The sequence below is a fragment of the Gilliamella sp. B2923 genome, assembly GCF_026536565.1.
In the GTDB taxonomy this organism is placed as follows: Bacteria; Pseudomonadota; Gammaproteobacteria; order Enterobacterales; family Orbaceae; genus Gilliamella.
On sequence record NZ_JAFNNZ010000005.1, the window covers coordinates 144,197 to 164,742 of the forward strand.

The 20,546-nt window shown below is 36.2% G+C and carries 21 protein-coding genes; 6 read left to right on the forward strand and 15 right to left on the reverse strand.

Translation table 11 applies throughout. The annotated features are described in order from the left end of the window. Positions 1 to 3: 3 nt before the first annotated feature. The 6 genes from J3U42_RS07525 to asnA all read left to right on the forward strand — a co-directional run bounded on the left by J3U42_RS07525 (position 4) and on the right by asnA (position 7,021). Complete coding sequence (locus J3U42_RS07525) at positions 4 to 1,266, forward strand: MFS transporter (protein WP_267336127.1); 1,263 nt, start codon at positions 4 to 6, stop codon at positions 1,264 to 1,266. 136 nt (positions 1,267 to 1,402) lie between these two features. Further along, on the forward strand, positions 1,403 to 2,182 hold the full coding sequence (allE, locus tag J3U42_RS07530; RefSeq protein WP_267336128.1) for a (S)-ureidoglycine aminohydrolase: 780 nt from the start codon (positions 1,403 to 1,405) through the stop codon (positions 2,180 to 2,182). A gap of 79 nt (positions 2,183 to 2,261) precedes the next feature. After that, positions 2,262 to 3,164, forward strand: coding sequence for a carbamate kinase (locus tag J3U42_RS07535; RefSeq protein ID WP_267329095.1), 903 nt, complete (start codon positions 2,262 to 2,264; stop codon positions 3,162 to 3,164). 39 nt (positions 3,165 to 3,203) lie between these two features. Then, positions 3,204 to 4,253: an ureidoglycolate dehydrogenase gene (allD, locus tag J3U42_RS07540; RefSeq protein WP_267336129.1), complete on the forward strand. Its 1,050-nt coding sequence runs from the start codon at positions 3,204 to 3,206 to the stop codon at positions 4,251 to 4,253. Positions 4,254 to 5,466: 1,213 nt separating this feature from the next. Continuing rightward, on the forward strand, positions 5,467 to 5,889 hold the full coding sequence (locus J3U42_RS07545; protein WP_267336130.1) for a hypothetical protein: 423 nt from the start codon (positions 5,467 to 5,469) through the stop codon (positions 5,887 to 5,889). Between the two features lie 139 nt (positions 5,890 to 6,028). After that, positions 6,029 to 7,021, forward strand: a complete 993-nt coding sequence (gene asnA, locus J3U42_RS07550; protein ID WP_220217492.1) for an aspartate--ammonia ligase — start codon at positions 6,029 to 6,031, stop codon at positions 7,019 to 7,021. Between the two features lie 294 nt (positions 7,022 to 7,315). Here asnA and J3U42_RS07555 read toward each other — a convergent pair whose 3' ends face one another. The 15 genes from J3U42_RS07555 to J3U42_RS07625 form a co-directional block, all read right to left on the reverse strand. Then, a complete protein-coding gene (locus tag J3U42_RS07555; protein ID WP_267336131.1) occupies positions 7,316 to 8,251 on the reverse strand; it encodes a hypothetical protein in 936 nt (311 codons plus the stop codon). A gap of 2 nt (positions 8,252 to 8,253) precedes the next feature. After that, entirely contained in the window at positions 8,254 to 9,189 is a 936-nt protein-coding gene (locus tag J3U42_RS07560) for a hypothetical protein (protein ID WP_267336132.1), read from the reverse strand. A gap of 414 nt (positions 9,190 to 9,603) precedes the next feature. After that, complete coding sequence (locus tag J3U42_RS07565; protein ID WP_220217495.1) at positions 9,604 to 9,936, reverse strand: DUF1161 domain-containing protein; 333 nt, start codon at positions 9,934 to 9,936, stop codon at positions 9,604 to 9,606. 146 nt (positions 9,937 to 10,082) lie between these two features. Further along, on the reverse strand, positions 10,083 to 10,307 hold the full coding sequence (locus tag J3U42_RS07570; RefSeq protein ID WP_220217496.1) for a hypothetical protein: 225 nt from the start codon (positions 10,305 to 10,307) through the stop codon (positions 10,083 to 10,085). 376 nt (positions 10,308 to 10,683) lie between these two features. After that, a complete protein-coding gene (locus tag J3U42_RS07575; RefSeq protein ID WP_255556100.1) occupies positions 10,684 to 10,947 on the reverse strand; it encodes an SWEET family sugar transporter in 264 nt (87 codons plus the stop codon). 357 nt (positions 10,948 to 11,304) lie between these two features. After that, on the reverse strand, positions 11,305 to 12,525 hold the full coding sequence (locus J3U42_RS07580; protein ID WP_267336133.1) for an MFS transporter: 1,221 nt from the start codon (positions 12,523 to 12,525) through the stop codon (positions 11,305 to 11,307). Positions 12,526 to 12,985: 460 nt separating this feature from the next. Further along, positions 12,986 to 14,344, reverse strand: coding sequence for an FAD-binding oxidoreductase (locus J3U42_RS07585; RefSeq protein WP_267336134.1), 1,359 nt, complete (start codon positions 14,342 to 14,344; stop codon positions 12,986 to 12,988). 13 nt (positions 14,345 to 14,357) lie between these two features. Further along, positions 14,358 to 15,029: a methionine ABC transporter permease gene (locus tag J3U42_RS07590; protein WP_366518719.1), complete on the reverse strand. Its 672-nt coding sequence runs from the start codon at positions 15,027 to 15,029 to the stop codon at positions 14,358 to 14,360. Continuing rightward, entirely contained in the window at positions 15,029 to 16,048 is a 1,020-nt protein-coding gene (locus J3U42_RS07595) for a methionine ABC transporter ATP-binding protein (protein WP_267329102.1), read from the reverse strand. Before J3U42_RS07595 ends, J3U42_RS07590 begins: the two co-directional genes overlap by 1 nt. Positions 16,049 to 16,050: 2 nt before the next feature. Then, positions 16,051 to 16,869: a MetQ/NlpA family ABC transporter substrate-binding protein gene (locus J3U42_RS07600; protein ID WP_267336135.1), complete on the reverse strand. Its 819-nt coding sequence runs from the start codon at positions 16,867 to 16,869 to the stop codon at positions 16,051 to 16,053. Then, positions 16,854 to 18,029 carry a pyridoxal phosphate-dependent aminotransferase gene (locus tag J3U42_RS07605; protein ID WP_267336136.1) on the reverse strand — a complete coding sequence of 392 codons (1,176 nt, stop codon included), beginning with the start codon at positions 18,027 to 18,029 and terminating at the stop codon, positions 16,854 to 16,856. Before J3U42_RS07605 ends, J3U42_RS07600 begins: the two co-directional genes overlap by 16 nt. Before the next feature lie 458 nt (positions 18,030 to 18,487). Next, the gene (locus J3U42_RS07610) at positions 18,488 to 18,655 is read right to left on the reverse strand and encodes a hypothetical protein (protein ID WP_267336137.1); all 168 of its coding nucleotides are present in this window, start codon (positions 18,653 to 18,655) and stop codon (positions 18,488 to 18,490) included. After that, a complete protein-coding gene (locus J3U42_RS07615; protein WP_267336138.1) occupies positions 18,648 to 18,842 on the reverse strand; it encodes a hypothetical protein in 195 nt (64 codons plus the stop codon). Before J3U42_RS07615 ends, J3U42_RS07610 begins: the two co-directional genes overlap by 8 nt. 123 nt (positions 18,843 to 18,965) lie before the next feature. After that, a complete protein-coding gene (locus J3U42_RS07620) occupies positions 18,966 to 19,232 on the reverse strand; it encodes a hypothetical protein (RefSeq protein ID WP_267336139.1) in 267 nt (88 codons plus the stop codon). Positions 19,233 to 19,477: 245 nt separating this feature from the next. After that, a complete protein-coding gene (locus tag J3U42_RS07625) occupies positions 19,478 to 20,437 on the reverse strand; it encodes a putative type VI secretion system effector (RefSeq protein ID WP_267336140.1) in 960 nt (319 codons plus the stop codon). Between the last annotated feature and the right edge of the window lie 109 nt (positions 20,438 to 20,546).

A 20,546-nucleotide genomic window follows, 5' to 3' on the forward strand; every position in this document is an offset into this window, starting at 1 on the left:
AGCATGACAACTATTAACTCAACAACAGAAAAAACCGGCGGTATACAATACTGGCATAAAATTGTGGTACTTTTATGCCTAGGCTGGACAGTAATGTGGATCTACCGTCCGGTATTAACGGCCATTTTTCCTGAAGTCCAACAAACCATAGGGCCACAATCAAACACCGAACTTGGTTTAATCGCCAGTTGCTACTTTTTTGCCTATACCGCCATGCAAATCCCTGCCGGAATGCTGGTTGATAGATTTGGTAAAAAAGCGGTTGTCATTCCCGGCTTTTTACTGTTTACCATTGCGGCACTTATCATCGGTAATGCGCACTCAATTATGATGATCTACATCGGTAGTTTACTGGCTGGTTTAGGCTGTGGATCTTACTATGGTGCTGCATGGTCACTTTCAGCTGAAAATATTCCTTCAGCGCATCGCGGTTTCGCCTCAGCTATTATTAATACCGGTTCGGCGTTAGGTATGGGGATAAGCTTACTGGCTACCAGCTTTTTAGTAAAATCGTGGGGAATGCCATGGGAATACATGCTATACATCATCGCAGCCCTGTTACTGTGCTTAGTTGCCGGTTTTGCCATCATTATTAAAGAAAATCCAAAACTCAAAGCGGCAGCAAATAACGAGACCAAAGCGCAGCAAACTATCAATGAGCCAGAAGCGACAACGCAAAAACACAGCTTCTTTAGTCCTCAGATGATTGCCTCTTATATTATGTATTTTGCTACTTGTTACGGTTATTACATGATTGTCAGCTGGCTACCTAATTTTCTTGAAACTGAACGTGGCTTTACCGGCGGTAGTATCGGTTCGGCCTCATCATTGGTCGCTTTTGCTGCCATACCGGGCGCACTAATTATTAGTAAAATTTCCGATAAATTCCGAGATAAACGCTTAATATTTATTATTGCGCTTGAATTAATTGCAGCAGCAACTTTATTTACCACTGTTCAATCAGCAACGATCACTTTTTTACTGGCTGGGCTAATTTTTTATGGTCTATTTGGAAAATTAACCGTTGAGCCAATTTTGATATCGCACGTTGCCGAAACCGCCCCGAAAACCAATTACGGTACCTCATTTGGCGTATTTAACTTTTTCGGTATGAGTTCTTCGGTCATTGCGCCACCATTAACCGGCTATCTGGCAGATCTTACCGGCACCAAAATAACCGGATTTTATGTAGCAATTGGCATATTAATTGTTGCTACTGTGATCTTCTTCCTTATCAACATGCGTCAAAGCACAAATAACAAATAAAATCACTGCCGACTATTTGCGATAGTCGGCTTAACAACAAAATTGAAAACATGCTGTTTTTTAAAGGCGGGGCTTTCTATTACCTAAAGTAATATCAAAAGCACAACAAAACTCTAAATGTTACAAGGAGATAAACATGGGATACATCAATAACAACACCGGTTATCCTAAAGATTTGTTAGCTTCACGAGCTATCATCAAACGCCATAATTATGCGTTAATTCCACCGGACGGACTGGTCAAAAATATCATTCCCGGGTTTGAAAATTGTGATATTACAATCCTATCGACCCCAAAACTCGGTGCCAGTTTTGTCGACTATCTTGTCACCATGCATCAAGACGGAAAAAACCAACAAGGTTTTGGTGGTAAAGATATTGAAGTATTTGTTTATGTCATTAGCGGCGAGGTGATTGCCAAAGCCGACGAACAATCTTTCCAATTACAAACCGGTGGCTATCTGTACTGCCCGGCAGGGGTAAAATTATACTTGCAAAATCAAGCACAAAGCTCACGGCTATTTTTATATAAAAGACGTTATATCCCGCTTAATGGATATCAAACACGGGTGGTTTCCAATCATGTTCAGCACCTTGATACGATTAACTATGAAGATATGGATAACGTATTTGTGCAAGATCTATTACCTAAAGAATTAGGATTTGATATGAACTTTCACATTTTAACGTTCAAACCTGGCGCAAGCCATGGCTATATTGAAACTCACGTACAAGAACATGGTGCGTATCTGCTAAGTGGTGAAGGCATGTATTTATTAGATAACCATTGGATACCGGTCAAAAAAGATGACTACATTTTTATGGGAGCCTATGCATTACAGGCTTGTTACGCCGTTGGCAAAGAGCCACTAAGTTATATTTACTCAAAAGATTGTCATCGAGATATCGATATTTAATCAATAAAACAAACGAAACAGAAACATCAAACAGATTGTTTTAATACTTAATCAACAACCCAAATAGCAAGGATCGACTATGGAGCTAATTGTTATTGCTTTAGGTGGTAATGCCATTTCCAAACGCAACGAATCATTAACGGTTGAAAATCAATACCGAAACATTCATGCTACAACCAAATTGATTGCTAAATTAGCGGGAAAATATCGATTGGTTATTGTTCACGGCAATGGTCCACAGGTGGGACTACTGGCATTACAAAATGCCGCCTATCAAGCCGTGCCAGCCTATCCACTTGATATACTCGTTGCGCAAACTCAAGGCATGCTTGGCTATATGATTGGGCAAAGCTTACAGCAACAAGAAACAGTTAAACAGGTTGTCACGCTACTCACTCAGGTGGAAGTAGCGAGTGATGATCCTGCATTTAGTAACCCAACCAAATTTATAGGCCCCGTGTATGATCCAAAAGATCAACAACATCTACAAAGCCAATATGGTTGGACATTCAAAGCAGACGGTAAGGCAATTCGCCGCGTTGTGCCCTCACCCAAACCGCAAAAAATTCTGGAAATTGACACCATAAAAAAACTGCTGGCCGATGATAATATTGTTATTTGTAATGGAGGTGGCGGAATTCCGGTTATTAAACAAAAAACCGGATACACAGGCGTTGAAGCGGTAATCGATAAAGATCACAGTGCTGCGCAACTTGCTATACAACTCAAAGCCGATCATCTGATGATACTAACCGACGCCGATGCAGTATATGAAAACTGGGGAACGCAAGCACAAACAGCATTAAGACATGTTAATACCGAGCGTTTAAAACCACTGGCAATTGATGACGGTGCAATAGGACCTAAAGTCAAATCCGTCATTGAGTTTGTTAATAACACCGGCAATAAAGCCTATATTGGCAATTTAACCGATATCGAGTCTTTACTCGCCGGCATTAAAGGCACGATTGTCACCAAATAGAGACAGAAACAGTTATAAGCAATAAATGGGAGTTTTATTATGAGAATCGACAGAAAAACATTACATGACTTAATCGCCAAAAAAATGCATAAAGCCGGATTAAGCAAAGAACATGCAGATATTGCCGCAGACGCATTAGCTTTTGCCGATGCACGAGGAATCCACTCCCACGGCGCAGTGAGAGTAGAGTATTATTCTGAACGTATCGCAAAAGGTGGCATGACCCATAATCCACAAATTACCTATACAGAAACCGGGCCGTCGAGCGCCATTTTAGATTTCGATAACGGCTGTGGTTTGGTGGCAGCCAAAATGGGAATGGACAAAGCAATCGAAATGGCCAAAAAAAATGGCGTCGCTGTTGTTGGTATCAAGCGCATGTCACACAGTGGATCACTCTGTTATTTTACCGAAATGGCAGCCGAACAAGACTTAGTGGCAATATCGATGTGTCAATCCGACCCCATGGCAGTACCGTTTGGCGGTGCACAAGCATTTTTCGGTACCAATCCAATAGCTTTTGCCGCCCCGACGGCCGATGAGCGTATCGTATCATTTGATATGGCAACCACCGTACAAGCATGGGGTAAAGTACTTTATGCCCGTTCCAAAGGCGAACCAATTCCACCAACATGGGCAGTAGATGAAAATGGCGAACCGACTACCGATTCGCATAAAGTTAATGCATTGGTACCTATTGCTGGTGCTAAAGGCTATGGTTTAATGATGATGGTTGATATTTTGTCGGGCATATTACTTGGTCTACCATTTGGTAAAAATGTCTCTTCGATGTATGCCGATTTATCAAAAGGTCGCGATTTGGGACATCTCCATATTGTTATCAACCCTGAATATTTCATTGGTTTAGATACCTTTAAAAAAACCATGTCAGCGATGCTCGATCAACTTAAGCAAGTCAAACCGGCTAAGGGCAATAGTGAAGTATACTTCCCGGGTGAGCGAGGCAAAAAACGCGAAGCGGATTATCAAAAAAATGGCATCGAAATAGTGGATGAAATTTATCAATATCTCATTAGTGATGATATTCATTACAACCGTTATGATCATAAAAATAAATTCGCCGAGTAAAGTCGTTTACTGCCTATACAGGGAATACCGAATAATCACTATAGCTCCCCATAATTAATTTGGTATTACCCTGTTATTATTGATACTATCCGTTTTATACTTAAACATAAGGTATTTCTGAAACTTCTTGACAAGGTTTTTATTTATCCTATTGTCCTGTGTAACTAAACTCACCAGCTTACGCTATCTTATTTATACTAACCGACACGCTTTTAGCGTTTTATTGTTTAATGAATAAACTAAAATAGTTTTATACTGAAACATAGGGTATTTCTGAAACTTTTTGACAAGACTTTTATTTATTCCATTAATCCATTTAATAAAACCACCAGCTTACGCTACGTTATTTATACTAAACACACACCTTTAGCGTTTTATTGTTTAATGAATAAACTAAAATAGTTTTATACTGAAACATAGGGTATTTCTGAAACTTTTTGACAAGGTTTTTATTTATCCTATTGTCCTGTGTAACTAAACTCACCAGCTTACGCTATCTTATTTACACTAACCGACACGCTTTTAGCGTTTTATTGTTTAATGAATAAATTAAAATAGTTTTATACTTAAACGTAGGGTATTTCTGAAACTTCTTGACAAGACTTTTATTTATTCCATTAATCCATTTAATAAAACCACCAGCTTACGCTTCCTTATTTATGCTACCAACACGCCTTTAGCGTTTTATTGTTTAATGAATAAACTAAAATAGTTTTATACTGAAACATAGGGTATTTCTGAAACTTTTTGACAAGGTTTTTATTTATTCAATTAACCTGTGTAACTAAACTCATCCGCTTACGCTATTTTATCCATACTAACCACACACCTTTAGTGTTTTACTGTTTAACGAATAAACTAAAATAGTTTTATACTTAAACATAGGGTATTTCTGAAACTTTTTGACAAGGTTTTTATTTATCCTATTGTCCTGTGTAACTAAACTCACCAGCTTACGCTATCTTATTTATACTAACCGACACGCTTTTAGCGTTTTATTATTTAATGCATAAACTAAAATAGTTTTATACTTAAACATAGGGTATTTCTGAAACTTCTTGACAAGACTATTTTTTATCCAATCCGATATCAAGCCTTCAATGCAGAATATTCAATTTATTTACGAATTTTATTAATGAAAAATTCACGAAAAGAGTGGTAATATATTGCTCAATTTATCGTAAATCAATGTTAAATAGGAATAAGGATTGAAATGAATAATGGTTTTAAATTAGACAAAATAAAAGACTATTTCGAGCTCGAAAAATTACCAGAATTTGACGATAAATCAATACTATATATTTTGAAAGATGCCTCACTTTGGCAATATATACTTTTTAATTTTTTTGCTACTTTATTGATTAAACACTATTTAATTTACTTCCAACCCAATCAGATTATTTTAATTAAGTTAACTCTATTAGGTGACTTAACCAAAAATATAAAAAAAATCCCAATGGAAAAGATTACCAATCTACAATTCAAACGGGGCACTATACGTAGTAAATTATCTTTCATGGTCGATAATCAAAAATTCGAATTTAAACTGCCCAATCTGTTGTTGATCGGAAAATGGCAAAAAGCTAATTTAAAACAAATTATTAACGATTATTTTTTATCAGCAAAAACAAATTAAATTTATAATACTTATAAAATTTTTGCTTAATACTAACTTGATTGTTAATGAAGTTGAAAAAGCATTCTTAAACTAATTTGCTTCATGCTTTTTCGATTCAATTTATATTCAAACCTAAACACAAAATTAGAGAGTAAACATGACAATATCATTCAAAGAGCAACAACAAAGGATTAGTTTTGTAAAACAATTTTTTGCAGATAAATTGGCCGAAAATTTATCACTTATAGAAGTACAAGCGCCGATTTTAAGCAGAGTTGGCGACGGTATTCAAGATAATTTATCGGGAACAGAAAATGCGGTACAAGTAAAGGTAAAAACAATACCGGATAGCCAATTTGAAGTGGTTCATTCACTTGCTAAATGGAAGCGTAAAATTTTAAGTTGTCACCACTTTGCCGTCGGTGAAGGCCTTTATACCAATATGAAAGCTTTACGCCCGGATGAAGATCAATTATCGCCTATTCATTCGGTTTATGTTGATCAATGGGATTGGGAAAAAGTAATCAGCCCACAAGATAGAAATTTAACCTATTTAAAACAGACTGTTGAAAAAATCTATAGTGCTATTAAAGCAACCGAAAATGCGGTGTCACAAAAATATCACTTATCACGTTTCCTCCCTGAAACCATTACATTTATGGATAGTGAACAATTATTAAAACGCTACCCTAATTTAACCCCTAAAGAGCGTGAAAATGCTATTGCTAAAGAGCTAGGCGCAGTGTTTTTAATCGGCATCGGTGGCAAACTGTCAAATAACGAAAAACATGATGTGCGTGCACCGGATTATGACGATTGGAGTAGCGATAATGATTTAGGTTCTAAAGGCTTAAATGGCGATATTTTAGTATGGAATCCGGTATTAAATAGCGCTTTTGAAATTTCATCAATGGGTATTCGTGTCGATCCAGAAACATTAAAGCGCCAATTAAAGATCACTAATGATGAAGATCGCTTAAATTATGCTTGGCATCAAGCTCTAATAAACGGCGAACTATTGCAAACTATTGGTGGTGGCATTGGGCAATCTCGTTTAGTGATGTTACTTTTACAGCAAAACCATATTGGACAAGTACAAGCCAGTGTTTGGGACAACACCACAAGCCAACAATATCCAAATTTACTTTAATTGAGGTGGATATCTTCACGACATTTAGAGATAACAATAGGATCGATTGAAAGGAAAATTGTTTAATCGATAGCATCACGCTTTTTAACATGTGATTGTAAGGTAAGTTATAAAAATGCGTTACCGTTCTACGGTAACGCGCTTAACAATTACAACACTGCCGTTGCTAACCTTTTTAAACAAAAGGGAATTTTGCATAATTCCCTTTTTCTTAGTTTCTTCTATTTTTTTCTTATCCGTAATAAAACAAAAAATAACTAAGTAAAAACAAGCTGATTATTTTTTTATTATTACCTATCTTATAACTTCTAATTCGTCTGAGCCTTCGGGTATATGAAAACGGAAGTAATAACCTCCAGTAATCTCCTTTTTATCTTCTTTATCAATTGCTTTAAATTTAATTCCGTCTGTAAAACTATCATCGTCTTTTTGTCTTAATTTTACAATCCTATTATTGGGTTCAAGTATTATCTGATAGTCAGTAATCGGTAAAATTTGTATATCATCCAATATTTTTGAAAGCTGCCCGTTGGTTAAAGAGTCTTCTTGAAAAGAATTTTCAATTTCTTGTTGAGTAGCATATAGACAGATAAATTGTTCTTTCGATCTGGGCATAACTGCTTGAAAGTAAGCTTCTGAATCCTTATTTTCTAAAATAGTACGCAACGCCTCTATTTTTTTAACTACTTTCTTTTCTAAATCGGGGACTTTGGTTAAATCTTTAGATTTTGTCCAACCTGTTATTTGATAAGGCACTTGCGCTTCAAATTCAAACGATTTTTCAAAATAAGGTAAATCTTTAGTCTCTTCATAAGGCAGTTCGAAATCTAGTATAGGGATTTCAGGATCTTCCTTATCCCTAAAATTTTTATTGAAAAATAATCTCATTCTAAAAGAGGCATACTCGCCTAAAACAGCCTGTCCATTCGGGGGATAAATGCGAAAGGTTATTTTTTGTTTACCACTGCCCAGTATATTATAATTTAGTGGGACAATGGGACTGGTAATTTTACCTTGATAATGGGCAAACATTTGTACATCATTAACAAATAGTTCCCATTTAATATTAGCACTGTAAATTCCGACATAATAGAACGGTTCTTGCTGGTACTGCTTTGGCATTTCAATTGCTTGCATAGTTTCTTGAATTATTTGTTTATCTGTTTTTGGTGCTTGTCCGCAAGAAAACAAAAAACTGCTAATTAAAAATAAACTGATTAATTTTTTCATCGTTACCATACCTTCAACTCATTGCTTCCTTGTGGCATATATAAGAAAATAGGTCGACCTCCTTCTATATTTCTTTCTTCTCCTTCATCATTTTTTACACGAGCTTTCATATAAAGCATTGGAGATAGATTTTTTTGCCAAAGTGCCACAATTTTACCGTTGGCATAATATTGTATAGTATAGTTTTCGATAGGCAAAAATTCGTGATTCGTTATTCTTGAATCCGAATCGATTAACATAGGCTTCATTTTATATGAATTTTTTATTTCCTCATAAGTATTTTCGTAGGTTGTGTTTGATACAATACCTGAAGAATGAAGAAATTCCCTATGATATACAATTTCATCTCTGTTAATGCATATTGTTCTTATTTGATTATATTTTTCGACAATTTTTTGTTCGATATTTGGGACATTTTTTAAATTAACTGATGCTGCAAGCTCCTGATCGTAAGTAAAGGGTACATCAACATCAATCATCAATTTAGCTTCATAATAAGGTAACTTTTGCTCTTCCAACCCTTGTGGCAAGTTAAATTCGGCAATTTGTTGATAATCTTTTAAAGAAGTATTCTTGTCGGCTGCTCGGTATATGGTAACAGATGCGTTAGCGTATTTAGATAGATAATCTTCTCCATCTCTCGGGTAGACTTTGATGATGACATTTTTTTTACCGGCATTGAATAATAAAACATTTAAAGGAAGCATGGTTGATTGTCCATTATTATCAATAAATCGATAATCTTGTGCTCCCTCGACTTCAATAATGAGTTTGCATCCGTTTTTGGTAACTTGTGCGCCGAATGCCGGGCGATGTGTGTAATTTTGCGTTAAGGCTAATTCTTGTTGTATGATTTCTTCCATTTGTTTTTCTTGGTTTTCTTGTCCGCAAGAAAACAAAAAACTGCTAATTAAAAATAAACTGATTAATCTTTTCATGATTACCTATCTTATAACTTCTAATTCGTCTGAGCCTTCGGGGATATGGAAACGGAAATTGAATGATCCTTCAAAGTTTGTATTATTGCCCTTATATTTACCTTTAAAAGGAATACCCCAAAACTACATGTCATTGCCATCCATATTGAATTCAAAAACCTATTATTACTCAGTAATGATATTATGGTATTACTTTTTATCTTCATAATTTAGATACTTTTTCAATCCCAATTGGAGGTTTTAGCGCTTTAACAATAACGTTATCAACACATCTGGCTATTTATCATGAATCTCAAAACAAATAAAAAATGCCATTTATTTGAGCAAAAAGATATGATAATAATGAGAAAAAAGCCAGTTAGGGCTTTCGCCCTAATATTTAGCTTTTTAGCAAGATGCTTAATTGATTAGGTATTACGATTGAACATCCTCATCGGGTACTGATTTCTCGGGAGTTGGGGATATTTCATCCGGTTTAGCTGGGGCTGTTGACTCTGTTGGCGATGAAGCAGATACATCATTTAATCGCACATAAATAATTTTTTGACGACCACCGTCACAAGATCCGACAACTTTCCCTTCAACTTGTTGTGATTCATCAACCGATACATGCTTAAGTTCAAAACGGCTGGCATCAACACCATTATTTTGAATCTTATCGGCAATCTTTGCACTAACTTCTTCACAATTTGATGCACCTGCAATCATCGGTAAGCTCAGCAGTAAAACAGAGACTAATTTTTTCATTTTCTTTTCTTTCCTTTCATGTATACATATTTAGCAATAAAATATCAGCCTATTGATAAGTCTAATAATATACTTTTTATCTAATTAAAAAGTGGTAGTGCAATTAGCGATTTTAAAAATATTGTTTTCAAGATGATGCAGCAAGTTTAGTTATGTCTGTTTTCTAACGTTTTCAATTTATTTAAGATCCAAGACCGAATATCTTCGATATCGGCTTGTGATAAACTATTGACAAAATCACGCTTTTTGTGAAGTTTATTACGGTCTTCTTCAGTTAACACAACGCCTTTTAAGTTTAATAAGACTTCTTTACGATACATTGAATAAATAAAGTCTTTAATTAATTCATCTGAAAGATTGAGATTTTTCATCGTAATTTCCTTATTTATTATTTGATCTATCAGTAAGCTGGAAATAAGCCTATCTCTATAGCACTTTCAATATATGCTAATATTTAAGCAATGACAATGGTTGTTAATTTTAAATTTAGATGATTTTATTCACTGCAAGGAGCACATTTATGCACTGCTTAATTTGATAAGTGATTAACAAACCTGTTGATAACTTGATAATGCTCTAATTATTATTGATTTTTTGATGCGGTTAAAAAATAACCTATTTTTATTAAGTATCGATTAAGACAAGAAATCAGAAAATATTAGCCCAATATAAAACGAAAAGCGCAAAAGATTAGCCAATGTGTCACAGCAATTAGTGATTTGCTGTGACACTGACTATTATTGGAATTTATAAAGCGGTAAAAAAAGCCATTAAGCCAAAAATAACGCCGGGAGAATTGGCAATAGCAATTGGCCAATCTTTCTTTTCACGTAATAAGCCATAACAGACCCATAATGAACAGTTTATAGCGGCGGCTAGGGGTTGTGTCGGATTAGATTTAAACCCATGAAGATTATCAATGATTTGTGGGATATAAGAAACATACATACCTAATGATGCAATGGTTGCAATGATGCCCAAATAATGAAAAGCTTTCGGTGAAAGATTCAAGATCTACCTTCCTGCTCAAAAATGAATGGAGGCATAAAACTCTAGCATATATCTAATAAAAATTAAACTTGCGATAAGATGTGAAAAAGTAAAATATCATTAAATATTGACCATAATGCTGGCGGAGTTATTCGCTTTTATCCCCTCCAACCGACACCTACCTAACCGGTTTAAAACATACTTTAGGGAGTATTATTAACGGCTTAGCTTAATAAAAGCGCTAAAATCCGTGAGGCTTAATAACATAGATCAGTTGCAAAGCAAGATATGAATGTTACGGTTAGCGCAACGAGTGGATTTATCATCTTGTCAACCTATGGGATTTGCCCCATAGGTTTTATCGTTAACTTCGTTTCGTTAAGTTAATTCGGTTTGCTTTGTTTCTTTGCCCAATATCACAATGGCCATAATTGCCACTAAAATTGATAGGCTAAATAAAGCAAAAACGGCGCTAACACTAAAATCTTTCGCCATTAATAATCCCACCATTAATGGACCTAAAATGCCACCGATTCGACCAACAGATGCCGCCATTCCCGATCCGGTTGCCCGAATATTGGTACTATATTGTTCCGGTGTATAAGCGTACATGGCTCCCCAAGCACCTAAGTTAAAAAATGACAATAATGCGCCGTAAATGAGCAACTGGTTGGCTGTATCGGCTTGTCCAAATAAATAAGCACTGATTAATGTGCCGGATAAATAGGAAACTAAAACCCATTTACGCCCTACTCGTTCAATTAACCATGCAACGGTAAAATAGCCAGGTAACTGCGCCAGTGTCATAATTAAGATGTATTGAAAGCTTTTGACCATATCAAAACCTTTCATCATCATGACACTCGGTAGCCATAAAAACATACCGTAATAGGAAAATACCACACAAAACCAAACTATCCATAACATAACACTTTGCAAACGAAATGGTTTTGAAAAAAGTAATCGAATCTTTTGTATAACCGTTTCTTTTTTTATTATCTCATTTGAATGGCTATAAGTTGGCGAATCAGGCAGGTTAAACCGCAAGTAGAGTGCGTAAAAAGCTGGCATGGCACATAAAATCATTGCACCTCGCCACCCTACTGACGGTAATGGTATCAAAAAGTAAGCGATCAACGCTGCCAATATCCAACCAACAGCCCAAAAACTTTCCAGTAACACCACAACACGGCCACGTACATTTGGCGCAACACTTTCACTCACCAAGGTAGAGGCAACCGGTAATTCACCCCCTAGTCCCATTCCAATGAAAAATCGAAGCACCAGCAGGCTATACAGTCCCCAAGCAAAAGCACTTAAGCCGCTGGCGATGCTAAACATCAGTAAGGTAAATAAAAAAGCGGCTTTGCGACCTTTTTTATCCGCATAGAGACCAAAAACGAAAGCCCCGACAGCCATACCTATTGAGTTAACACTTCCAATTGTACCTAACTGGGTGGCAGATAAGCCCCAATCTTGTTTTAAAGCCGCTAAAATAAAAGAAAGTAATCCAACATCCATTGCATCAAATAGCCAGCCGGTACCGGCAATAAGTAACAGTTTGTTGGTGGTTAGTGATAAAGTTTTAGAACGTTGCATAATCGATATAAAAAAATGGTAAACGTAACTGGATCAAATCAAATTTTGATTAAAATGTCCATAACTTAATCGGAATCAAGCGCTATTTTCATTAAGATTTCAAGCTTGTGCAACCGTCCTGCTTTAGCTGAATAATAAATTCAATATGCGATTTGATAAGCCTATTTTAAGCCAGATAAATGATCCTATTGCTTTGGCTATAGAGATTAAAATGGTAGGTTAATCGTTCACCCTCAGAGCTTTTAAAAATCAATATTGCATTATAACGCCATAAAATAAGTTAATGAGTCAGTGGATTTAACCTTTGTTTTACTGTCGATAATCAAATTAGGCACGATTTGGTTAATTTTAGATGATTGAAACAGATATCACATTTTCTAGTCCCAAAAACTAACTGCAAACCCATTATTTGTGAGTATTTAAAGCAGCGATTGATATCACAAACAGCGGAAATTTTAGACTAATTTTGGGTGATACACACCTGATTATTAAGTATATTTTTTGGATCATACTGCTGTTTAATTAACTGCATTAAATGGCGATTTTTTTCAGGTATCGCCTGCTTAAAATAGTTTACTTTGGCTGTTCCAATTCCATGCTCAGCGGAAGGTAATCCCCCTAATTCATGGCATTTTTGATAAAGGGCTTCATGAATCTGTGTTAGTTGAGTAAGCCACACTGAATCTGAACGCCCGTCACGAAGTATACATAAATGAATATTACCGTCACCGGCATGCCCAAAAGCGAGCATACGTACGCCGGTTTCTTCTGATAACTGTTTGGTAAATGTGATAAAGTCGGCAATTCGATTGATTGGTACAACTGTATCAATCGGATCTTGTTCTGTCACAGCTTCAACTGCCCGAACCAACGATCCTCTCACTGCCCAAATTTGATTGGCTTGTTGGGCTGTTTCGGCAACATAATAACGACAATCACTTAGATTGGCTAATAACAGTTGACGTTGCTGCAAAATAGATTGAGTATCTAAGGCATCTAACATAATAATCAAATAGGCCTTAGCATCAGCAAGCGGAAATTGAAAACCTGAATAACGCTCCCCCCACTGAGCAACTTGCCGTTCTACCAATTCCAATGCAGTTGGCGTTAATGTTTGCAAAATAGTGGTAATATTGGCAACAGCCTGTGCAAGGCTGTCAAATCCTAAAATTACCGTTTCAAAAACTTTGGGTTTAGCAATTAGCTTTAAAGTACATTGAGTAATAATCCCAAGCGTCCCTTCACTACCAATAAATAGATGCTTTAACGATAACCCGGTATTATCTTTTACATTTTTACTACCAAAATTTAAAACAGTGCCGTCGGCCATGACAACTTCAATTGCTTGAACATAATCCCGAGTCACACCGTATTTAACCGCCCGCATCCCACCGGCATTAGTGCTAATATTGCCACCAATTGTGGCATTTTTTGCCCCCGGATCGGGTGGATAGAAAAGATCATGCTGCTCAACAAATTGTTGCAGATCTTCTAATAACATGCCGGGTTGCACTGTGACGGTAAAGGTTTGTTTATCCAATTCTATCAACTTATTCATCAATGAGAGATCAATAATAATCCCGCCATTGGGAATAGTTGAACCGACTAAATTGGTACCTGCACCTCGTGTTGTAATATTAATGGCGTTATCATTGGCATATTTTACAATGGCTGCGACTTCTGCCGTGGTTAGTGGATAGACCAACACATCGGCGTGACCAAATTTCAATTTTAAGCCATCACTAAGCTGTGATTGCGCAATCGCTTTTTGGTAAACAATGCGCTGAGGATCTGCAATAAGATCTGCTAAGTTTTTCATATTCTTATACTCACTACTTGTAACTTCTGTCAAAATGATTAGCGAGCTTGTCCCCTAAAAATTGTATTAGCATTACAATCATAATCAGAATAATAATACATAGAACAAGAATTTCAGTCACATATCGCTGATAGCCATAACGAATAGCTAAATCACCTATACCACCGCCACCAACTACCCCCGCCATTGAACTAAAACTGATTAACGAAATGGTTGTTACTGTTGCATGGCGAATTAATTGCGCCATGGCTTCAGGAAATAGTATTCCGGCTATAATTCGAATATGTGAAGCACCACTTGCAACCGCGGCTTCAATTACCCCTTTATCAATCTGACTAAAGGCATTTTCAGCTAATCGTGCATAAAATGCGATCGCAGCTAAAGATAAAGGAAAGATCACCGCTTTAGGCCCTACCGTTGTGCCCACAATAAGCGCACCTAACGGTAGAACCGTGACCATGAGAATTAAAAATGGTATTGAACGTGTCGCATTGATGATAAAATTAGCAATATTATTCACCACGCTATTTTTAAAAAAGAACGGACTGGAGAGTAAAAAAAGCAGTAAACCAATTAGGGTACCAAACACAATACCGGCAACCAAAGACCAGCTTACCATGATAAAAGTCTCATAGGCGGCTTGCCATAACATTTGAGCCATTTGGGCGATAGTCAGTTTGATCATCAATTTATCTCCTCAATAATGACACCTTGATTAGCAAGTTTGGTAATAAGATGATTAATATTATCCGGCTCGCCTATCAACGCTATGACTAAATTACCCAATGCTTGATCATCAAAATATTCAATAAATCCATGCAAAATATTAAATGCGACCTGCGTTTCTAAGGCTGTTTGATACAAGATAGGTTGCGTAGTGTTTTCATTAATATAACGTAGACGCACTAACTTACCTTGTGCATTTTGCTTGATTAGATCCGGCAAATGGGTGTTTTCATCAATGTTAAGAAAATCTTGAGTAAAAGGCTGTTTTGGGCAAGCGAAAAGATTAAATGTTGTATTCATCTCAACAATCCGACCTTGTGACATGACCGCAACACGGTTGCAGATTTTTTTTACCACATCAATTTCATGGGTGATAAGCACAATAGTTAAACCAAACTTTTGATTAAGCGCTTTGAGTAAATCTAAGATTGCGCTTGTCGTTGTTGGATCTAAAGCGCTGGTTGCTTCATCACAAAGCAGTATTTTAGCCTCATTAGCTAAGGCACGAGCTATCCCAACCCGTTGCTTTTGCCCGCCACTAAGTTCGGCCGGATAAGCATCAGCTTTATCGCTTAATCCGACAAGGGCAAGTAGCTCTTTAACTCTGTTTTTAACCGCATCGCCTTTTTTACCGGCCGCTTTAAGTACAAAAGCGATATTTTCAAATACCGTTTTTGATGAAGCCAAATTAAAATTTTGGAAAATCATACCGACTTGAAAACGAAAGGCTTGTAAATGACGGCCTTTTAACGTATTGATATCAATACCATTAATTATGATTTGCCCGCTAGACGGCTCAGCAAGTCGATTAAGTGTTCTCACCAGTGTACTTTTACCGGCTCCACTGGAGCCGATAATGCCAAAGATATCGCCTTGATAAACATCAAATGAGACATTATTGACCGCTTCTATCAACTGATTTTTTGCCTTAAAATGCACCGACACATTTTTTACTTCAATAAGAGGTGTAGTTTGCATAGTTAGAATAATTGATAATCAGGTTTTTGAAAGGTGTAAAAAATACCATTTTTATCTTCAATCACTTGGCTAAATTCCGGCGATTTAAGCACTTCAATCAGATCTTTGCCTAATGTCTCTTTCGATTCGGTGCGAATGGCAATGACATTTTTAAGGTCTTTATCTAATACTTCCGTATAAAGCGCTTTAGACAAATCTAAGCCGGCACCAATAGCATAATTACCATTTACTACTGACAATACCGCACTATCTAATGAGCGTGGCGTTTGTGGCGCTTCGATTGGAACGATATTTAATCCATAACGATTTTCGATAATATTGCTTGGTGTAAGGTTATTTTTATCAATAGTTGGATCAAGCTTAATTAATCCGGCCGCTTGTAAAATTCGTAGCGCTCGCGCTTCGTTAGTGACATCATTGGCAATCGTCACTTGATCACCGTTTTTTAACTGCGAAAAATCGGTTATTTTATTAGAATAAATACCCGCCCCAGCAGTCGGGACAAAACCGATTGCTACAATATCTAATTGGCGTGCTTGTTTGAAATTATTCAAATAAGTGAGATGTTGAAACAAATTAACGTCGATCTCTTTATTTGCTAAAGCAAGATTAGGTTGAACGTAATCACTAAATTCACGGATCTCAACACTATACCCTTTTTTAACCAATCCGGGCGCTATCGCTTGCTCAAACATATCACCATAAGGACCCGCCGCAACACCAACGATAATATGATTTTCTTTTTTACTGTTGTCACAACCTGTTAACAGTACCACTGTTGATAAAACGGCAAAAGCGAATGCGATTAATTTTTTAAACATAATAATTTTTCCTTAAATTTGGATAATCTTTCTAAAGCATCAATCAAGGTTTGTTGTTGTTTAGCAAAATGAAAACGAATATAACGATATTCAGGATGTTTGAAAAAAGCCGAACCGGGAACCGCAGCTACTCCCACCTCTTTGATTAACCATTCACAAAATTCAAAATCAGTTTTAAATGGGTTAAATGCTGAAATATCTACCAGCACATAATAAGCACCTTGCGGCGGATAATAGCTAAGCCCAATCTTATCTAAACCTTGCAAAAACAGCTGACGTTTAGCCATATAAGTTTGTGTTAGCTGCGCATAATAATCATCAGCTAAAGCCAACCCTGCACAAGCAGCTTTTTGCAATGGTGCAGCTGCGCCCACAGTTAAAAAATCATGGATCATTTTACAACCATCAATAATTGATTTATCAGCAATGATATAACCCAAACGCCAACCGGTGATTGAATAGGTTTTCGATAATGAACTGCAACTAATCGTGCGTTGCTGCATTCTGGGGAAGTTGGCTAAATAAAGATGTTGATAAGGCGGATAAACAATATGCTCATACACCTCATCGGTGATCACATAAGCATCAAACTCAATCGCTAATTGACTGATATATTCAAGTTCGTCTTGAGTAAACACTTTACCGCAAGGGTTGCTGGGATTACATAAAATTAATGCTTTAGCGCCTTGCTCAAAAGCTTGCCTTAATTCTTGTTTATCAAATTCAAATGTCGGCGGTTTTAGTGGAACATAAATGGGAGTAGCATCAGATAAAATGGCATCTGCGCCATAATTTTCATAAAAAGGAGAAAAGATGATAACTTTATCTTTCGGATCACAGATCGTCATCACCGCGCACATCATGGCTTCAGTACTGCCACATGTGACTAGAATGTTTTCCTCAGGATCGATCTCAATATTCATCAATCTTTGTTGTTTTTTAGCCAACAACTGCCTAAACTCACGCGAGCCCCACGTTATTTCATACTGATGCGGACCTTGCTGTGCGGCTTGTTTCAGAGCTTCAATCAAGGCTTGCGGTGGGTCAAAGTCAGGAAATCCTTGTGAAAGGTTGATAGCTTGATACTGATTGGCAATTCTGGTCATTCGGCGAATAACCGAATCAGAAAAATGGTCGAGTCGTTTAGCGAGTTTATGCATTATTTTCTTTATTTATATTTATAAATTATAAGGCTAGCAAGTATAATACAAAACTCTATTTTTACTGTTAAATATTATATTTATATATCTTTATAATTTTTATTTATAACCACGATTATTAACGTATATGGTTAATTGCAATTCAACTAGCTGTGCAAGCTTGAATAAAATATATGGCAGAGAAACAACACAGATGCAAATCAAAAAACAATTTACCTAAACATTATTCACAACTTCAGTTAGTTACAGCAATTGAAACTTATACAGTCAGAAAAATAACATCAACTTTGTTAAAAAAATAATATCAATATGATAACGGCACGACTGAGCAAACTTGATGTTGATTGTCTAAAAGTTTCAGATTTTATATGTGTTTCAGTATAAAATCCCGTTAAAGATCTAATTGGCAATTTAATATCGCTTACTGACGATAGTCTTAGCGATTCAACAAGTATTCATCAATTTTTTCCAGACCTCTTTTTGCAAACAACTTCAGGGTCGTAATAGAAAAAGCACCAACCAGCGCCTGATTTTGGAGGTCTTGTATAAAAATCATTTGTTTTATTATCATAATCATCAGTATATTTACCTTCGGCTATACGTCGTTTGACTTGCTGTTTACTCATAAAAAATCAAATCAATATTTTTAACATTTTGCCAACCTAGAGTTGTAAATATTCTCTCGGCTAATGTCACAAAGGTTACAATACTATTTTTATAGGTAATAAACATTGCCGGGATAAATATCATTCCAGCTCCGACAAAAGCTGTAACCAAATTATCTACTGTAAATGGCGCAACTAAATAAACCATACAAACCGTAAAGAGTATATAAATTATAATAAGCGGTAATAAATTACGTTTCAAAGATTGCTTGCGGCCACCTGTACAAGGCGGAATAATGCAGATAATTTGTTCGCTGGGTTTTAGCATTGCTTATACTTCATAATGGTCAGCATGCTTTTCGGCCACAACTTCGACCTCATCTCCTTCTTTAAATTGATAAAAACCAAGCCAATCTCTTAATGTAAGATAATTATTTAATTGAGCTGTAATATATTGCCCATCAAAATAGTTACTCCGATGAATATCATCACCATGACCAAGTGCTGCCAGTGCTACGGTGCCATTGCCTGCTACCGTTGCCAATGCAGCTCCGCTACGCATTTTTGCTTGTTGTTTTTTTCTTTCTTCCTTACTCATATAAGCACCATCAAATAATGGTGCTTCACAAAATATACCTTTGAATTCGGTCAAAGTACCGGTTAGTTTAACTAGTTTTTAAGGAGGGAGTATGGGATCAGGAATACTAATACCGGTTTCCTTTAATAACTCTTCTTTATCTTTATAGGTTTTATCTGTTCCGTCATATTTGGCATAGGGCATAGTTAAATTCCGTTTATCTATGTTGTAACCAATATGTTTTAAATCTATACGTTTTCAGAAAACTATTTTTTTCTTTTAGCTTTTACCATATTTTTAGACGGCTTTTTAGGTGTCTTTTTACATACAATTTCGGGATTGTAATAGAAAAAATACCAACCAGCGCCTGATTTTGGAGGCCTTTCATAATAATCATTTGAATTATAATTATATTCAGTGGAATATTTACCTTCTTCAATTCGTTTTTTGACTTGCTTTTTACTCATTGAAACTAAGTCAATATTTTTCACATTTTGCCAATCCAAAGTGGTAAAAATCCGCTCAGCCAGTGTAATAAAATTAGCAATACTATTTTTATAAGAGATAAAAATCGCCGGAATAAATATCATTCCAGCTCCCATAAAAGCTGTAACCAAATTATCTAATGTAAATGGTGCAGTAAAATAAACCATACAGACAGTAAATAGTATATAAAATAGAATGAGCGGTAGAAGATTACGTTTCAAAGACTGCTTGCGCCCCCCCATACAAGGCGGAATAATGGAGATAATTTCTTCACTGGGTTTTAGCATTGTGTATACTTCATAATGGTCAGCATGCTTTTCGGCCACAACTTCTACCTCATCCCCATCTTTAAATTGATAAAAACCAATCCAACCTCTTAATGTAAGATAATTATTTAATTGAGCTGTAATATATTGCCCATCAAAATAGTTACTCCGATGAATATCATCACCATGACCAAGCGATGCCAGTGCTGCGGTGCCATGGCCTGCTACCGTTGCCAATGCAGCTCCGCTACGCATTTTTGCTTGTTGTTTTTTTCGTTCTTCTTTACTCATATAAGCGCAATTATATAACGGTGCTTTACAAAATATCCCTTTAAAATCAGTCAAAGTACCGGTTAGTTTAACCAGTTTTTTAGGAGGTAGAATGGGATCAGGAATACTAATACCTGTTTCCTTTAATAACTCTTCTTTATCATTATAGATTTTATCTGTTCCGTCATATTTGGCGTAAGGCATAGTTAAATTCCGTTTTTTTTGTTAACTAGCAATTTTTTAGTAAAAAGCCAGCTTATATCAGATAGCAGGAAACATTCTCCTTTTAAGGATAATTTTAGGCATACTCGTG

Bases quoted from the DNA above. Each gene is read 5' to 3' on its own strand.
- J3U42_RS07590 (WP_366518719.1), bottom strand. From the start codon at position 15,029: ATGATCAAACTGACTATCGCCCAAATGGCTCAAATGTTATGGCAAGCC.
- J3U42_RS07595 (WP_267329102.1), bottom strand. From the start codon at position 16,048: ATGCAAACTACACCTCTTATTGAAGTAAAAAATGTGTCGGTGCATTTT.
- allE (WP_267336128.1), top strand. From the start codon at position 1,403: ATGGGATACATCAATAACAACACCGGTTATCCTAAAGATTTGTTAGCT.
- J3U42_RS07600 (WP_267336135.1), bottom strand. From the start codon at position 16,869: ATGTTTAAAAAATTAATCGCATTCGCTTTTGCCGTTTTATCAACAGTG.
- J3U42_RS07525 (WP_267336127.1), top strand. From the start codon at position 4: ATGACAACTATTAACTCAACAACAGAAAAAACCGGCGGTATACAATAC.
- J3U42_RS07565 (WP_220217495.1), bottom strand. From the start codon at position 9,936: ATGAAAAAATTAGTCTCTGTTTTACTGCTGAGCTTACCGATGATTGCA.
- J3U42_RS07570 (WP_220217496.1), bottom strand. From the start codon at position 10,307: ATGAAAAATCTCAATCTTTCAGATGAATTAATTAAAGACTTTATTTAT.
- J3U42_RS07625 (WP_267336140.1), bottom strand. From the start codon at position 20,437: ATGCCTTACGCCAAATATGACGGAACAGATAAAATCTATAATGATAAA.
- J3U42_RS07545 (WP_267336130.1), top strand. From the start codon at position 5,467: ATGAATAATGGTTTTAAATTAGACAAAATAAAAGACTATTTCGAGCTC.
- J3U42_RS07555 (WP_267336131.1), bottom strand. From the start codon at position 8,251: ATGAAAAAATTAATCAGTTTATTTTTAATTAGCAGTTTTTTGTTTTCT.
- J3U42_RS07605 (WP_267336136.1), bottom strand. From the start codon at position 18,029: ATGCATAAACTCGCTAAACGACTCGACCATTTTTCTGATTCGGTTATT.
- J3U42_RS07615 (WP_267336138.1), bottom strand. From the start codon at position 18,842: ATGGTTTATTTAGTTGCGCCATTTACAGTAGATAATTTGGTTACAGCT.
- asnA (WP_220217492.1), top strand. From the start codon at position 6,029: ATGACAATATCATTCAAAGAGCAACAACAAAGGATTAGTTTTGTAAAA.
- J3U42_RS07610 (WP_267336137.1), bottom strand. From the start codon at position 18,655: ATGAGTAAACAGCAAGTCAAACGACGTATAGCCGAAGGTAAATATACT.
- J3U42_RS07620 (WP_267336139.1), bottom strand. From the start codon at position 19,232: ATGAGTAAGGAAGAAAGAAAAAAACAACAAGCAAAAATGCGTAGCGGA.
- J3U42_RS07560 (WP_267336132.1), bottom strand. From the start codon at position 9,189: ATGAAAAGATTAATCAGTTTATTTTTAATTAGCAGTTTTTTGTTTTCT.
- J3U42_RS07585 (WP_267336134.1), bottom strand. From the start codon at position 14,344: ATGAAAAACTTAGCAGATCTTATTGCAGATCCTCAGCGCATTGTTTAC.
- allD (WP_267336129.1), top strand. From the start codon at position 3,204: ATGAGAATCGACAGAAAAACATTACATGACTTAATCGCCAAAAAAATG.
- J3U42_RS07535 (WP_267329095.1), top strand. From the start codon at position 2,262: ATGGAGCTAATTGTTATTGCTTTAGGTGGTAATGCCATTTCCAAACGC.
- J3U42_RS07580 (WP_267336133.1), bottom strand. From the start codon at position 12,525: ATGCAACGTTCTAAAACTTTATCACTAACCACCAACAAACTGTTACTT.